Here is a 16,323-nt window from a genome sequence, read left to right as displayed (position 1 = left end):
CCAGTCAAAATTCAAATTCAGAACGATAGATTTCTAAATAATCCACGGATAGATTTGGCTTTTCCATAATTAAGCTGGGCTTCAGGTCGGCGAAACTCACTTCAGCAATGACCCGGATCTTACCTTTCCCTTCGATTGAGGCCTGTAAAATCGACTTCTGAGGCGGAGTTCGCTCGATAATAAGCTCATACTGACCTGCTTTTTCTTGGCCCTCCAATTTTATTTTACGGGGAAGTTTAGTCATCGGTAAAAAATCATCGGTCTGAGTGACTCGAAATGGACGGGGACTTTCAATTCTCAGTTTAACTTGGTAGGGCTCACGGACATAATTCATTTTTAAGCTTAAACTGAAATTGCGACTCCCTTTATCTTGGATTACACCCTCCAAGTTCATGGGCGGGTTATCCGCTTGCGCCGGAAGATAAATATTTTTACTGTGCTCCTGATTAAGTCCTTTGATGATGTCGTGAGGAATATAATCACCTGATTCAATATGAACCTGGGCCGTTTTATTTCCTTCCCATTCCTTTTGAATGTGGACAGTCTGAGGATAGGTACGCGTATAACTCGGAATAAAACCCAGGATAAGCAAATTGGCAATGAGGAGGATTATCGCAGGAAGATGTGTTGTTTTTAGAATCTGCTTGAGGAATTTAGGTTTTCGGAATAAGCTATACATCCCCGAAAAAAGAACAGGGAGTAGAAGGCCTGCATAAAGAAGCGTAAAGAGGAGCGGATATTGATGGATTATTTCATAAAAGCTGGTCCATTGCTGTGAATTGAGTAGTTCCCAATGAATATGGTAAATAAAATAGGGGGCAAGAATAACTAAAATTAAATTCGGCCAAAAGTAAAGGAGATCTAAACAGAATAACCAAAATAAAAATGGAAACGCCAGGTCAAGCCGATAAAGAGCCAAAAAAGTTGTGATCAAAAGCAATAATCCCGTTGCTGCTAACCAATAAAAATTACTGGATTGGGACAACGGGACTTTCTTGAGAACCCAAATCGTTAAGAGAATCAAACTTGTAACGATCATGATTCGAGAGATTAAAAAGATACCTGGATGAGCAAACCACAGAATTTCGGTCCCTTTTACTTTTTGCCATAATAACTCGCCGACACCACTAAGCCCTACAATGGCAATCGAGAGTATAGCCAGAGCCATCACACTGCCTAGATATTTAACCCAAGCTTGAGAATTTATTCGGACTGTACCCTTGAAGATCCTGATTAAAAGATAGCCTGTAAAAAAGAAGACGAGGAGAAACAGGATACGTAACCCCAAGGTGGGTAAAATGAAAACGTGTGAACCTATTTGGAACGGAAGATAGGAAGTATCCCACGTCTGAGGACCTGAGGACGAGAGGTGAACGGATTTGAGCATTTGCAAAATAAGTTGTCCAATTCGATCGATATCCTGTAAGGACACTCTCCCCATTTGGTCTTCGGGACGGTGATAAAATCCTTCTGGGCGTCCTGAAATTCCAAAGCCGACTGCCGGAATTCCCTGATCTAAGAATGGACTAAAATCGCTGTTTCCACCTTGGCTTCCCTCCCGGGTCATAACCAAAAAATCTCGACTGAGATGATAGGGCATGCCTTCGTCCTTAACAACGCTTACAACCTGATGGACTAATTCCGGAGGAGCTGAGGTTTTTCCCGCCACATCAATTTCCAGAGGAGACCCCACCATATCTAAATTGATCATCCACTGAACAGCTGAAAGATCGGCTTGCGTAGCGAAATACTCGGACCCCACCAAGCCAGCCTCTTCTGCGCCAAAAAAGATAAGCTGATACGATTCTGGATGGGGACTACTTCCTAACACCTTTGCTAATTCTAGGAGAACTCCCACCCCGGAGGCATTATCCAAGGCTCCAGGTGCTGAAGTATCCGCAGAATCATAGTGGGCTCCTAAAATCACTGTCTCGGGATTTTGTCCTGGGAGTTCGGCAATGATATTCTGGCTATTAATCACTCGGATTCGATTTTCCGGATCAAGTGGATTGTTTTGAACGACAACTTTACTAAAGGGTTGTTCTTTGACCTTCCACCCCGCCTGTTCCAGTACATAATAAATATATTGGGCCGCTTTTTGTTCTCCCTTACTCCCAGCGGGTCGCGGGCCGATCTTTTCGGATAAGTACTGGGCATGTTCATAAGCATTTCCGGAAGAAAAGCTTAACTCTTGTAGCTGGGGTAAGGCATCAGCAACAGAGGTTCCAGCCAACAGGAAAAAAACCATTACTCCAAATATTGCGCAGATCTTTAATCCCCTCATCCGAATCTTTCTCCTTTTTTCTTTACTGTGCTTGCCAATTTTTATGAGGAGGGACCTACGAATAGACCAATTTTTTAATACTTGAGTTCTATGTTATAATGATTCCGATGAAACCCTATAAAAGAAAAGGAAAATTGTTATGTTTAAAAAGTTTTTTGCAATTCTCATTTGCCTTTCTCTGTTACTTACCGGGTGCTCTTTAGACTACAAACAATTGCTTAAAAAAAAGGAGATACCTGCTTCTAATCTGCCAGTGAATTCCATTCTCTTAACGAATGATGAGATTTATAACCAAACCGTGGATTTAATTAATATAGCTAAAAAATCGATTTATGTTGAACAAGGCTTATTTACAGATGAAAGACTGTCTCAGTTACTAATCGCAAAATCAAGAAACGGCCTTGACGTTCGTGTTTTAATGGACCAATTTCATACTGCCAATAAAACAACCTTAACTGACCTTAAAAATAATCAAGTTTCTGCTCAGTTCTACCCTGCGCGTAAAGGCCAAAATAACCGGGTTAAGCTCTTGGTTGTTGATTCGAGTCAAGCTATCGTTTACTCGTCCTATTGGGCCAAAGAGAGTTGGAATGCTGCTAACATGGCCGTAGTTCTCAACGGTAAATCAGCATGGAAATTAGCCAATGTCTATAATCGAGACTGGGAATTTACGACAACTTTGACTCTCGATGTTCCCAAAACGACTACGCTTGCCGAGGATAATATCATTCCTGCAGCAAATGCTAATATCAAGCAACAGATTTCTGAGCAGATATCCTCAAGTAACAAAAGTATTTGGGTTGAACTAACAGAACTAACGGATCCGGATACGCTACAAGCGCTTATTGATGCTACCGCTAAGAGAGTTGATGTTCGGGTCATTCTCGATGATGCAAAAGCAAAATCAACTCCCGTACTGTTAGAAAAACTGAAGGCAGCTGGAATTCAAGTCCGTTTCTATAACGAAAAAAACAGCCAACCTCTGGGTATTAATTTCGGCATTTTCGATGGTAATCGCTTTGTTTTCTCGAGTTCAGGATGGACGTATTATACTTTTGTGGTTTACCACGAACTGTCCATTACCGTACCTTCGCCTTCAGCAACTGCAAAACTGATTCAGAACTTTGATGCGGATTGGCAGAATAGCAGTCAAAGCTAGACTCGACTGTAATAAACGAATTAAGTAAGAATAAAAATATAAAAAGCGATAAGAAAAACCGAGGCTGCGGCCTCGGTCCTTTTATTGTTCTCGGATATCCGAATTTTATGTTCTCGCTTGGACACTTTAATACCTCCAATCCTTGGCCTTATGGAGGTATTTTCTCATAGTTAGCGTAGGTTGACCATGCACCCGTATATTATGCGCTTACGGTCTTTTTACAAAAGTCGTCCAGTATGGCAGTCATTGCTTCACTTCGTACCTGAATTTCTTTGGGTATACCATCTTTCATACACAAACCAATTAACTTGTTAAGAGTAACATTGGCATCATCACTAATACTTTGGTACATTTCAAAGTCCAAGATCTGACCTGATTTTTGCTCTGCAAGGATGAAAACTCTGGGAAAGTACGGGCGTTCACCCCTATTTTCCTGTACAGCAGAAGGCATATAGCAGGTATCGACCTGGAGAGAAACATTTCCCATACTCCCCGCTTTTTTTATTTTTTGAACAAGCAAATCATCAGAGATTATCACAGGGCTATATGAAACTGTCGGAAATGTTAATTGTACCTCTTTACTATACCATTCCAGCTTACCATCCTTCTCTTCACTATATCTTACAATGGCTTTACAAATGCCATCTCGCTCTTCCTTCCATCTCATATCCATGCAATATCACTCTTCCATGTTTATATCAATTCACACTTTTAACCAGGTCATACAGTCTTTTATTCTGATATATACGCTCCTTGCCTATTTTCTCAGATAAAAGAAACCCTTCCTTTTCAAGAGTGCTAAGATAGGTAACTGCTGTTCTCCTTGATATTCCTAAACCTTCTTCAATATACTGGATTTTCGTGTAAAACTCGTAGAACAGCAGATCAATCAGCTCTCTTGAATATATCTTTGGTAATTTTTCTTTTATTTCCGCAGTCATTACATCTACTTCAGTATTAATCTTCTTAACCAGCTTTAAGGTTTCCTTCGAGGTCTCTTCTATACCCGTAAGTATATAAACAATCCAATCTTCCCAGTTATTTTTGCTTCGAACTTCCTGCAATAACCTGTAATACGCGGATTTATTCCGTATTATATAGCTGCTTAAATAAAGTATTGGACTCTCAAGCAATTCTTTTAGTACCAAATACAGCACGTTGATTATTCTACCTGTCCTACCGTTACCATCATAAAACGGATGAATACTCTCAAACTGATAGTGAATAACTGCAAGCTTTATTAATGGGTCAATACCATCAAAATCTTCATTTATATACTTTTCAAGATTGCTCATTAAAATCCTTATTTCATCTTCTCCACTTGGAGGAGTATAGACAGTTTCACCCGTTGTCTCATTCATCAGAACTGTACCGGGTAGTTTTCTAATAGCCGCCCGATTGTTTTCAATGTAGCTCTGAATATCAATAATCATATTAGTAGTGAGCATTCCATTCTCTTTGACTTTTTCATATCCATGCCATAATGCACTTCTATAGCTTATAACTTCTTTTGCCGTAAGATTATTAAAACTGGTACCACTCATCGCTTTATACAATTCGTCATGAGTAGTTATTATATTTTCTATAGCCGAACTATCCTTAGCTTCATTAATAATGACAGCATTAATTAATATATGTTTATTTGGAATTGTATCTGCATATCCTTTCAACTCCGCAAGTGCACGATTTGCTCTAGCTAAGGCTTTGAGCACAGATCTTGTTTCCAATTCAACACTTGGCGGCAATATAGGCAATTTATATTCGTTCATTGTATTCGCCTCCTCTATATGTGCAGTATATATAAATAATTTGCACACGTCAAGGAGACATGTGTAAATTATTATGATTTTTTACCTATGTTCTTGTATTTTTATAACTTTCCATTCAGCTAAAGAAATTAATCTTTGAAAATTACTCAATCTGCCTTAAATTGCATAGATAAAGCTCACTTTGAGAAATTATCTTTTTTATCTCTTCATTCAAGGGGTACACAATATCAATTTCTGAGTTAACGACTCAAAATTCGCTATTCATAAGCTTTTCAGCCTCTCAATCTTCAAACAGGATTCTATATGCCTTGAGCGGTCAATAATAATGCCGCTGGAAGCTGGCTGCACCTTGGTGAAGAGATTCAGTTTTGTTGTTTATCAATTGCAATACAAACATCTGATAGTCCAAATTCAATTTCGCCTTTTGCCTTGTGATCAATTATTGATTGAATTCTGTTTCCTACTGTGATAGCCATATCTATCCTTACCGGCTTTCCTATTTTCCATTTTTGTTTTCCTAACTTTACTCAAGATCCAAGTGCTGGTGATCAGCGATTAAGATAGGAATGACTTCCCCTTCCGTTGTAAGATCCAGAATATTAATCGCTGTATTATACTGCCAGGGTACATTTGTCCAATCATCGATCGCAATTCCTAACGCTTTTTTGACCAAGAGTTGTAGCGTCATGCCATGAGTAACGATACAAATCGTTTGCTCAGGATATTTGCTTGGTAAGCTAGAAAAGAAGCTCCAGGCCCGCTCTGTAACCTGCAGTATGCTCTCTCCTCCAGGAATTTGAACCTGATGAGGACTCTCTTCCCAAAGTTTAAAAAGGTCAGGATAAGCTCCTCTCAGGTCTTTCCAGGCCCGCCCTTCCCAATCTCCAAAGGACAACTCCCGCATTGCCGCTGATATAAATACTTCCGGTAAGTTTAATCGTTTGCGAATTTCATCGGCCGTAGCTATAGCCCTGGGTAAATCACTGGAGTAGATAACGGATATTCCTTCATCTTGTAAGCGATTCGCTAAAACTTGGGCTTGCCGAATTCCCTTTTCAGTTAAGGGCGAGTCCATCGCCCCCTGGACAAGACCTTCAAGATTCCATCGGGTTTCTCCATGCCGAGTTAAAATTACTCTTGTCATGCTCTGTTCTCACTCTCATCCTCTATTATTCTAAGGGTATAGTGGTTAGTTAAAGGTCAAAACGAGCAAAGACTTTGGTTATGTATAAAAATGGTAGGGATCAACTCCCTACCAGCCCCGCCTTGCCGTAAAACTCCAGGTTTCTGACCCTGCTCTCGCAGGTGGGTACCTAGATCAAGCTTTCCGCCTTCCCTTACAAAAGGGCCTGACGTACCAGGAAGATCACTCCAGTTCCCTAAACATAAATAGGATCAAAACCATGAAAATCTCACGCACAACGCAGGATACGGTTTTATTATAACACGGTTAATCAAAAATCTCTCGTTGATTTGATTGGTAAATTTACCTTTTAAATAGTTTATCTTCAACTTCTGCCAACCGTTCCTGGAGTATAGCAATCGTCATTTCTTGGGTACGAATTCTTCGTCTTAAGCTTTCCACTTGGTAATATAAATCACGGATCTCTTCTTGTGGATTAGGAGATTGTTCTGGGGGGCCCTCCTCTGACGCTATTTGATGTTCCGTATCAGAGGGAGTCTCATTTGGCTCTTGTGGCTCTTGGGCAGTCACAACTTGAAAGCGTCCATAGCGAGTATTCCGTCCCGGTTGAATTTCGAGCCATCCGTCAGCTTCAAGCGATTGGAGAGCACGTTTTAGAGTTGAACTGGCTGTCCCCGTTTCACGCTGGATTTCAGAATAGGCCAATTCAAACGCTTGCCCTTCATGCGCCTTAGACATGTTTTGAAAGAAACGAATAAATTTTTCATGAGTCTTCTCTCTTAATTTCAAAAGCCCATCTCCTCTGGAAATTTATCGAACAGGGAAAATTCACTTTTAATATTATAATCGTTTTTAGAGATATAATCCACGAAAGTAGCCAACTTCAATAGTAGTTATTACACGTTATTACACGCTCGATAGTTTACTCTTTACCGTAAAGCTTCTCCACAACTTCCTGCGAGATTGAGAACTCATGTTCACTTGCCGGAAAGCGTTGCTCTTTAACCTCTGTAATATATTGAGAGATAGCCTGAACAGCGGTCGTTTTGATGTCTGCATAGGACCTAACAAATTTAGGCTTAAAGCGATCAAACATCCCCAACATGTCATGGATCACAAGAACTTGTCCGTCACATTCTTTACCCGCACCGATCCCAATTGTGGGAACCGTAATTTCTCGGGTAATTCTTTTGGCGACTTCTGCTGGTATTGCTTCTAAAGTGATTCCCATGACGCCAGCCTTTTCCAAGGAATGGGCATCACGCATCAGTTGCTTTGCAGTCTCAACATCACGTCCTTGAACTTTGAAACCACCAAGTTGGGTTGCTGTTTGCGGAGTTAGACCAATATGTCCCATTACGGGAATGCCTACCTGGGTTAACGCCTTAATTATGGGGGCAAAGCTCTCTCCACCTTCTAATTTGACCCCATCAGCGCCGCCCTCTTGAATTAAGCGACCCGCGTTTTTCAAAGCTAAATCAACTGTAGGATAACTCATATAAGGCATATCAACAATGACAAAGGTCTGTGGTGCTCCTCGGCGTACGGCCTTCGCATGGTGAATCATATCTTCCATTGTTACTGGTACTGTTGAATCATATCCGAGAATGACCATTCCTAAGGAATCACCGACTAAGATCATATCTAGGTTTGCTTCTTCCGCCCAATGCGCTGATGGGTAATCATAAGCAGTTAGCATTGAGATTTTCTCATGCTCTGCCTTCATTTGAAAAAAGTCAGGTACTGTTTTTCTCATACTTACATCTCCCTTATTACTAACCATGAATTATTTTTCTATGGATTATTATACCATAAATTAGAACAGGAAGATAAAGAATACTCTCCCCAACTTAAGCATAGATTCTACTAGCCAAAGGAGGAATGCTTTTATGCCGAAGTCCTTTAAACTTAGCCTTGTCGTTAAGGGAATTCTCATCTCAGCCCTATGCGCGTTAGTTCTTTCCCTTTTATTCAGCTTTATACTCGCCTTTACGCGGACACCAGAATCCGAGTTATCGCTTAATATTATTTTGGGAATTAGTATCTTCTGCGGTTCAGCTTTGACTTCCTATCAAGCAGGAGCAAAAGGACTTTACTACGGCCTTGCTGTAGGGGTAGGCTTCATGCTCTTCCTACTTGTTGTTTCCGCGATCTTCGTATCCAGTTCTCCTTCTTGGTTAGGATTCGGTGAAAAAACGGTGATCTCCCTCGTATGTAGTGCAGTTGGTGGAATCATGGGCGCAATCCTTAAACGCTAAGCATACGATTAAGATCAAGTAAGATTTATTTCGAATTGTCACTCAATTTTCCGAGAACTCTTTCATTTTTTTACTTAAAGAGATAGAATAAGAGTAAGAGGAATGTTAGAGGAGGAAAAATTATGTGTGTAGAGAAAACTCCTTGGGAACAAGTTACTGATTTTCATGGACATACCTGTCCTGGAATCGCCATAGGGTACCGCGTTGCCGTTCTTGCCCAGAAAGAAATGGGGATCCGTCCAACTGCCGATTCCGAACTTTTAGTCAAGGCTGAGACCCGTTCTTGTGCCTTAGACGCCTTCCAAATTATTAATAAAGCGACAATCGGGCGAAGGGCACTCATCATTGAGGACACACATCAACCCATTTACCAGTTTCATTTTACAGGTACCCAAGAAATTCTAAAAATAACTGTGAACCCAACTCTCATTGAAAGTCTAGCTTCTGTTCATTCAGAGACATTATCGGCCAGAGAAAAGCAAAACAAGAACCTAGAGATGATTCAACACATTCTTACTCTTGGGGAAGATGACTTTTGTTCACTCGAACGGACCTCGGGAATGCTCACTAAAAACTGAAGAACTCATTTCTCAATGAACTCATCAAAAATATAAGGGTTCAGTTCAAGTTTGAACTGAACCCTTTATATTTTAATTTCAGTGATGAATTTTCGCTTTAACGATTAACTTTCTCTTCAGCTTCATGAGCCTCTTGATTTTGGTTTGGAGATTGATCTTTACTGCGCATAAAACGCCACACGATAAGACCTAACGCGAGGGCAACAGTAATAGCACTACTCCAATGAGCTGCAGTCCAATTGAAGAGATAGCGAGGACTGTCACCCCTAAGATTTTCTAAAAAGAAACGGACCGAATTATACCCTGCGACATAAACAAGGAAGATAAAACCGGAAGGCCATTTTCTTGTCTTTAAGATGAGCAAAAGAGCAAAGAGAATGATATCAAACTGACCTTCCCATACCTCAGCCGGCCAGAGCGGTTGAGCTCCGAAGGTATCCCTGGCAATTGTACCTACCGGATAGAGAATTCCAAAATCTCCTCCGGTCGGGCCGCCAAAGGCGTCTCCGTTCATCAAGTTTGCGTCCCGACCAATGCTTTGGGCTAGGATAAGCCCTGGTGCCGCCAAGTCTGCCAATTTCCAAAAGAGAAGCTTCTTTTTCCAGGTGTACCATCCAGCAACCAGCAGCGCCCCTACTACTCCACCTTGAATCGATAACCCCCCATGCCAAACTGCAATAATTTCCTGAGGATTTTCGCGATAGTAACCCCACTCAAAGAAAAAGACTTGCCAAATTCGGGCCCCGATCAATCCTCCGATCAAGAGAAGTGGTGCTAAATCCAAAAAGGGTTCGATCCATTCTTTCTTGCCCTCAACTTTTGCAAAATAAACAGTGACTCCTACTCCTAAAATGAAGGCTAAGGCAAAAATAGTTCCGTAAGCGCGAATTGGAAAATCACCAATAAAAAACCAATATTGATGCATAGTAACCCCCCTTAAATTCCCCATATGTACCTATAAAGAAAACTTGGCTTGCGCCAAGCCCCTGGCGTAGGCGGAAGCCTTAGTTGCACTTATGCTATCTGCCCAAAACTTATACTTTCTGTTAGTATAACTAAAAGGCTTGATATATCATCAAGCCTTTTAGTTATTTTCGCCCAACTTAGCGTGCGTTTAAACCAGAATAGAAAGAATCATATTCTGATGAATCGGGAATATTGGCCTCTCTAAATCCTTTTCCAGATGAAATTTTCTTTTTCTCAAAGTAGTCTAAAGACTTTGCCTTTGAGCACCAGTGATCAGCAAATCCCGTAAAAACAAGCGCAGTAATAACAAATAGGCCGACAATCCACTGCAACACCATAATAATGACACCTCCACTAATATTTTATGGACAATTCTCAGATTGTCAAGACTTCAAAATCCACCACTCACCGAAGAAAATAAACTGTTGGCGGAAAAGTCCGGACAGGAGCGATATTAACGTCTATACTAACTTTAAACACTCCTCTACCCTTTTCCACCCAGGGCGAAAGCCCCTACCCCATCTCTGATGGGGTTTTTTTAATACTAACAGAAAGTATAAGTTTTGGGCAGATAAACTCTAAGTGCAACCAGCGGCTTTCGCTTTCCTACGATGCACGTAGTTAAGTCCGGCAGGATAAGGCAACTAAGGCCAGCTCTTTGGCGCTTGGCCAAGTCTTCTTTATCGCTAAAGCTCGGCGAAAGCCGAGTTTTCTTTATTAATCATCTTAGCTGTAATTATACACTGAAAATCCCAAAGATGATACTCTCGACATGATTAAAATTCAATTTTCCGGATTATTCCAGCCAATCTCAATCCGGTCGCCATTGTGAAGCAAGGTTGTAAATTCACCGGGAAACCCATTAACACGAATTTTTAAGGTTTCCCCCGCTCCTTTGGGTTGCGACAATTCAATATAGGGCAGAATATCCGAGAGTATGGGCATTCGCTCATACCCGTCAAGCCGAATCTCCATTCCCTCTCTCACGAGATCTTCAAGTTCCAGACTCTGTCCACGTGAATAGATCCTCAATGTCTGGGGTGGATAATTAATTTCTTCGCCATTAATTCTAAAGACCATGGGACTCACTTGCAAATCTAAATCCGCGATTCTAAGTTCGGCCTCTTGAATTTCAATTTGATCCTGAGATCGAAGCAGGCAATCTTCCTCAACTCGCTGACCGTTAATAAAAATTTCTCGCGTTGTTCTATACTCTTGTTCTTGTCCACTTACTTTAAAATGGAGAATTTCGGTATTTTCTACGGGTATTCTTAATTCTTCTAAAAGATCGCTCAAGGTCTGATTGGGATGATATTCAATTTTCCAGCCATCAATAATCTCGGAATCAGGGGGAAGCTTTTGTCCGTCAACGTAAAATTGAGGTGCGAATAACATTGGTTTTTGATTAAAAATGATGTTCTTTTCTTCATAACTAGGGAAGACATCTTGTAACCGAATATGTGCCGCTTCTCCATGGACTCCTGGGATAAACCTAATCTGGTCATTAGGCGCTAAAACATAGTCGAGACTAACCCGTTGTTCATTGACAAAATACTGAGCTGGCTCTCCGAAATCTCCCTTCACCAATTTGATGTCGCCATTCACTTCAAATGTTAAGGCCGCTCCTGGCCTTCCTAAGAGTGTTCTAGGGGACATTCCCGCTGATAGTAAAGCATCAGCAACGGTTGTCTGCTGCAGCTCGAGGATCGATACTGGAGTCTTGTTAACACCCACGTCATAGTAGCGAAGTCCAAGATCCTCTAAAGCCGAGATTCCAATTCCGATTGGGGTAATCACGTCCGGCCCTTTGATTTCCTTCTCCCCAAAGACTTGCTCGATTCTTTCTCGGATCTGGATTCCCACTCGGTTTAAGGGCAACTTGATCTCCTCGGCTATCATTTCACGCAGCCGAGGAGTTAGACTTCCTCCCCCAATCAAGATTACAGCCTGGGGAATACCTTCATTCAATCTCAAAATTTCCGAAACAATCTTATTCGCTAATTCATCAACAACTGGGGCAATACATTGCAAAATCTCGCTTTGGGAGAGCTCAGTCTTTTCGCCTAAAAAATTGGTGAAATTCAAATGCGTGCTATTCTCGATGCTTCGTTTCAGTATTTCGCCCATCTGAAAATCAAGGAGATAAGCTTGACAAAGGCATTCTGTAACTTCATCCCCAGCCATGGGGACCATTCCATAAGCAAAAAAAGCCCCCTGCTTAGTCAGTGCGATATCGGCCGTGCCAGCACCGATATCCACTAAAACTAAATTCATGCGGCGCATGTCCTGAGGAATAGCTGCCTGACCGGCGGCAATCGGTTCTAAAGTCAAGCTTTTCATTTTAAGACCTGCCCGCTGAATGACAGCTAACAAACCATCAACCACCGTCCTCGGTAGAAAAGTCGTAATTACCTTGATTTCGGCGATCTTGCCACGCTGTCCAACCAAATTCGCAATCTTTTGCCCTTCTAAAAGATTCTCAATGGTCGAATAGCCAACACAATGATAGGCCCCACTTACGCCAACTCCACCGATTTTCTGGAGCGCCTTTTGAACCGCCTCCATTTCGAGACTAACAACATCCTCCCGCGCCCAGACCACTGGGAATAGCTCGCTCCGTTCATAGGATGTGACCACTGTTTTTAGAGCCCTTCCTGCTGCAGCAACCGCTACGGACTCCAAGGGCTCATTGATTTTTTGTTCTAATTCTGCTTTAACCCTTAAAACGGCTTGGGCCACTTCTTCAATATCATGGACCTGTCCATCATACATTGCTCGCTGCTTATGCTCAGTTTGGGCACTCGCCAGGATCTCATATCCTCCTTCTGCTCCTTTGACCATAACCAAGCCCATAACCATTCTTGTACCAATATCTAGGGCGAAAATTCGCTTCATGAGTCTCACCTCTTAGAAGCATGAATTCGACTTAATTAAGCAAAATTCCTTCCTTGAAATAATGAACGCGCCATCTTTACATCAGGCGCGCTTTTACGTATATTCGCTTCTCTCACTTACTTTTTATATCGCCAACTGATTAGCCAAGTTATACAAAGCCAGATTGAAGGGTTTTCGGGGTCCATACGCGACTTCTAAGGGCAGTCCAATCACCTCTTGATTCACGCGGGCTGTCATTTGATCGCTTTTTCCTGCACGTAAGAGGTCAACTGCTTTGGCCCCCATTTCAGAGGCAGTAACAACATCGAGAGCGCTCGGATTACCTCCGCGTTGAATATGTCCAAGAATAGTGACCCTTGTATCAAAACCGGTCCGCAACTGAAGTTCTTCCCCGATCTTATAAGCACTTCCCGCTCCTTCAGCAACAATGATAATACTGTGGTTTTTTCCGCGCTGATGCCCACGCACAAGTTTGCTACTGACCTCATCCAAGTCAACTTCGATCTCAGGAACAATAATGGATTCTGCTCCACAGGCAAGCCCAGCTTGGAGGGCGATGCTTCCGGACTCTCTCCCCATCACTTCAACAAGAAAAGTTCGCTCGTGAGAAGTCGCGGTATCCCGGATTTTACTCACGGACTCAATCACCGTATTGACAGCAGTATCAAAGCCGATGGTTAAGTCCGTTCCGGGAATATCATTATCGATGGTTGCTGGTATCCCAATAATGGGTACGCCTTGTAGAGAAAGGGTTTGAGCCCCTCGAAAGGAGCCATCTCCCCCGATCACAACCAGAGCATCAATCCCATCTACCCCCAATTGTTCAGCAGCCTTTCGCTGACCTTCTGGGGTCCGCATTTCCTGGGAGCGTGCCGTCATGAGCATTGTCCCCCCGCGGTGCACAATATCAGCAACTGAACCAAGATTCATCTCGCGAAACATACCATGAATTAATCCTTCATACCCTCGTTCGATTCCAAATACTTTTAGCCCATGATAAATTCCCTTTCGGACCACTGCCCGAATCGCTGCATTCATTCCCGGAGCATCTCCCCCGCTCGTTAATACAGCGAGGCTTCGGACTTCTCGCATCAAGAAATCACCCCTTATCCTGATCAAAATAATCTTGCAATATTTCGAACTTTTTTCGCCAGTCCGGGTCTTCCTTCATCATTTCTTCAAATTGATGGTAAGACTTGATCATGACACTATGCGCTCGCTGGAAGTATTCCCCGAGCTGAGGATAAGACCAGACACAGAGTTTACGAATAGCGTAAACTGCTAACCTTCTTGACGCGAGTGGTGCCGCTGCACGCGAATTACCTCTGATATCCTCAGGTAAAACACCGGTTAGCTCAGTGACCTTACGAAGAATGTTAGCCGACGTTAATTCCGCTTCTCTTCTTTTTCTTTGTGTCTCAAGAAAATCCTGCCAGTATTCTTCTGTTAATTCAACATCTTGATTCTCCCCACAATTTCCGGAAAATAACCCAAAGTCTTTAATCAGTTTCTGAACCTCTACTAGACTTGAAGTCTGTTCAGCAATACTCTGCAGGATCGCTTCCGGCAGGAGCAAAAAACGAGAGCGCGCATAACGGTTAGCATAATCCTCCAGTTCAAGTGGAGAGGGAGCAAATACAGGGATCGTCATTCCCCCTAAAAAACGAGAAGATAATTTCGTGCCCATAAAAGCTAACTCCTGTGGCTCACCTTGGAAACTAGTAACAACCTTTCCGCCTTGACTGACCAAAGCATCTAGAGTATGGAGAAGTTCCTCGAGTGTATGCTTTTTCCCTTTAAGTATTTCTAAACGATCCAGAATTATGAGTTTAAGCGTTCTCATGTGCAGCCGGAAATCGTTGAGGGAGCCTTCCTGAGCTGCAAAAGCATAATTTTGACTAAACGTGAGTGCATCAATCAACAAAACCTGAGGATTTTTATGTTGGCGATACAGCGTTCTTAACAACTCCGTTTTGCCAACACCTGTCGGTCCATAAATTAAGGTTATCGGTTGCGCCTGTTCTGGAATATAGTGTCTCAATGTATCAACAGCTAAACGGTTAAAGTGGGAGATAAAAGGCTCCAATAACGAACTCCTCCCTTTACTCTCTTAAGATTTGTTTTTCAATTGTAGACCCTGTTAGAAAATCATAGCAAAGCTGCGTGGGCTTGGTTAACAGCTTATTCCGGCGAGTTATGAGATAAAAACCTCTTTCAATTTCCAGACCAGCGACATCCCGTGCCACCAAAGCATCATCATCGGGTTGCAGAGCACTGATCGAGATAAAGGAGTACCCCAAACCTCCCCGTATCGCATTCTTAACGGCTTCTGTACTACCGGCTTCCAAACTAATCCTGAAATCCTCGAGGTGCAAGTTTAAGTTTATTAAAGCATCCTCGACCGCCCGGCGGTGACCCGAACCGTTCTCACGAATAACCATAGCGTAATTATTAAGATCCGCTGCCTGAATAACTTCAAGCTGATTTAAAGGATGATCCTTGGTAAAGACGAGTTTTATCTGATCAGGCATCCAGAAAACAGAATTTAACTTATCTGTTTTGAAATTAGACCCGATCACGGCAAAATCGACTTCTTGGGAAAGTACTTTGTCGGCCATTTCCAGGCTATCCCCAATGCTCAACTTAAAACTGATTTTCGGATAGTCTTTTTGGAAGGGCCCTAAGGTATAGGGCAATAGATACTCTCCCGGAATATGTGAGGCTCCGATATGAACTTTGCCACTTACCTCAGCACAATTTTCTTCGAGATGTTCTTTGAGCCGGTTCCACTCCTCCAAGATACGCTGGGCGTGGAGGTAGAATACCTCGCCCTCCTGGGTCAAAATGAAACCTTTACCATGCCTTTGAAAAAGCTTAACTCCAAGTTTATCTTCCAAAGAACGCATATGATTGGAAATTGCCGGCTGACTGACTCCCAAATGATGAGCGACTAAAGTATAACTTCCTTCCTCAACAACCTGGACAAAAATGCGCATAAGATCCAACATATAATTCCTCCAAGTGGACCATTTTTCACTTTGACGTGTGTTCTTCTGAGTTCTCAGGATATATTAAAAAGAAGGGGCTTAAATCCCTTCTTTTTTATACTAACAGAAAGTATAAATTTTCGGCAGATAAACTCTAAGTGCAACCAGCGGTTTCGCTTTCCTACGATGAATGCGGTTAAGTTCGGCAGGATAAGGCGACTAAGGCCACCGCTTTGGCGCTGACCAAGTCTTCTATATCGCAAAGCTCGGCGAAAGCCGGGTT

15 protein-coding genes and 1 other RNA gene are annotated in these 16,323 nt (G+C 42.3%); 3 read left to right on the top strand and 13 right to left on the bottom strand.

Annotation, left to right across the window (positions count from 1 at the left end):
• Window positions 1-4: 4 nt before the first annotated feature.
• A complete protein-coding gene (locus VM640_RS06120; protein WP_325390540.1) occupies window positions 5-2,284 on the bottom strand; it encodes a M28 family metallopeptidase in 2,280 nt (759 codons plus the stop codon).
• Window positions 2,285-2,423: 139 nt separating this feature from the next.
• Between VM640_RS06120 and VM640_RS06115 the strand changes: the two genes are divergently transcribed.
• Window positions 2,424-3,443, top strand: a complete 1,020-nt coding sequence (locus tag VM640_RS06115) for a phospholipase D-like domain-containing protein (RefSeq protein ID WP_325390539.1) — start codon at window positions 2,424-2,426, stop codon at window positions 3,441-3,443.
• A 199-nt stretch (window positions 3,444-3,642) separates the two neighbouring features.
• Here the strand turns inward: VM640_RS06115 and VM640_RS06110 are convergent, their stop codons facing one another.
• The 6 genes from VM640_RS06110 to panB form a co-directional block, all read right to left on the bottom strand.
• The gene (locus tag VM640_RS06110; RefSeq protein WP_325390538.1) at window positions 3,643-4,116 is read right to left on the bottom strand and encodes a DUF6930 domain-containing protein; all 474 of its coding nucleotides are present in this window, start codon (window positions 4,114-4,116) and stop codon (window positions 3,643-3,645) included.
• Window positions 4,117-4,141: 25 nt separating this feature from the next.
• Entirely contained in the window at window positions 4,142-5,212 is a 1,071-nt protein-coding gene (locus VM640_RS06105; RefSeq protein WP_325390537.1) for a Fic family protein, read from the bottom strand.
• A gap of 523 nt (window positions 5,213-5,735) precedes the next feature.
• Window positions 5,736-6,356, bottom strand: coding sequence for a histidine phosphatase family protein (locus VM640_RS06100; protein ID WP_325390536.1), 621 nt, complete (start codon window positions 6,354-6,356; stop codon window positions 5,736-5,738).
• Between the two features lie 110 nt (window positions 6,357-6,466).
• Window positions 6,467-6,645, bottom strand: a non-coding RNA gene (gene ssrS / locus VM640_RS06095) — 6S RNA.
• A gap of 53 nt (window positions 6,646-6,698) precedes the next feature.
• Complete coding sequence (locus VM640_RS06090; protein ID WP_325390535.1) at window positions 6,699-7,145, bottom strand: helix-turn-helix domain-containing protein; 447 nt, start codon at window positions 7,143-7,145, stop codon at window positions 6,699-6,701.
• A 133-nt stretch (window positions 7,146-7,278) separates the two neighbouring features.
• Complete coding sequence (panB, locus tag VM640_RS06085) at window positions 7,279-8,112, bottom strand: 3-methyl-2-oxobutanoate hydroxymethyltransferase (protein ID WP_325390534.1); 834 nt, start codon at window positions 8,110-8,112, stop codon at window positions 7,279-7,281.
• 133 nt (window positions 8,113-8,245) lie between these two features.
• Here panB and VM640_RS06080 point away from each other — a divergent pair, with 133 nt between their 5' ends.
• Both VM640_RS06080 and VM640_RS06075 read left to right on the top strand, forming a co-directional pair.
• Entirely contained in the window at window positions 8,246-8,614 is a 369-nt protein-coding gene (locus tag VM640_RS06080) for a TIGR04086 family membrane protein (protein WP_325390533.1), read from the top strand.
• Between the two features lie 122 nt (window positions 8,615-8,736).
• Window positions 8,737-9,192 carry a formylmethanofuran dehydrogenase subunit E family protein gene (locus VM640_RS06075; protein WP_325390532.1) on the top strand — a complete coding sequence of 152 codons (456 nt, stop codon included), beginning with the start codon at window positions 8,737-8,739 and terminating at the stop codon, window positions 9,190-9,192.
• Between the two features lie 97 nt (window positions 9,193-9,289).
• On the opposite strand, the gene lgt is transcribed toward VM640_RS06075, so the two are convergent.
• From lgt to VM640_RS06045, 6 genes are all read right to left on the bottom strand, one after another.
• On the bottom strand, window positions 9,290-10,117 hold the full coding sequence (gene lgt, locus VM640_RS06070) for a prolipoprotein diacylglyceryl transferase (protein WP_325390531.1): 828 nt from the start codon (window positions 10,115-10,117) through the stop codon (window positions 9,290-9,292).
• A 178-nt stretch (window positions 10,118-10,295) separates the two neighbouring features.
• Window positions 10,296-10,496, bottom strand: coding sequence for a hypothetical protein (locus VM640_RS06065; protein ID WP_325390530.1), 201 nt, complete (start codon window positions 10,494-10,496; stop codon window positions 10,296-10,298).
• A 445-nt stretch (window positions 10,497-10,941) separates the two neighbouring features.
• Window positions 10,942-13,053, bottom strand: a complete 2,112-nt coding sequence (locus tag VM640_RS06060; RefSeq protein ID WP_325390529.1) for a cell division protein FtsA — start codon at window positions 13,051-13,053, stop codon at window positions 10,942-10,944.
• A gap of 123 nt (window positions 13,054-13,176) precedes the next feature.
• On the bottom strand, window positions 13,177-14,145 hold the full coding sequence (gene pfkA / locus VM640_RS06055; RefSeq protein ID WP_414647917.1) for a 6-phosphofructokinase: 969 nt from the start codon (window positions 14,143-14,145) through the stop codon (window positions 13,177-13,179).
• Window positions 14,146-14,152: 7 nt separating this feature from the next.
• Entirely contained in the window at window positions 14,153-15,139 is a 987-nt protein-coding gene (locus tag VM640_RS06050) for a DnaA ATPase domain-containing protein (protein ID WP_325390527.1), read from the bottom strand.
• A 16-nt stretch (window positions 15,140-15,155) separates the two neighbouring features.
• Window positions 15,156-16,061, bottom strand: coding sequence for a selenium metabolism-associated LysR family transcriptional regulator (locus tag VM640_RS06045; RefSeq protein ID WP_325390526.1), 906 nt, complete (start codon window positions 16,059-16,061; stop codon window positions 15,156-15,158).
• Between the last annotated feature and the right edge of the window lie 262 nt (window positions 16,062-16,323).

Origin of the sequence: Desulfitobacterium sp., assembly GCF_035539115.1 — a bacterium.
GTDB lineage: Bacteria > Bacillota > Desulfitobacteriia > Desulfitobacteriales > Desulfitobacteriaceae > Desulfitobacterium_A.
The sequence above is the reverse complement of the archived record's forward strand: the minus strand, read 5'-3'. Positions and strand labels throughout refer to the sequence as shown.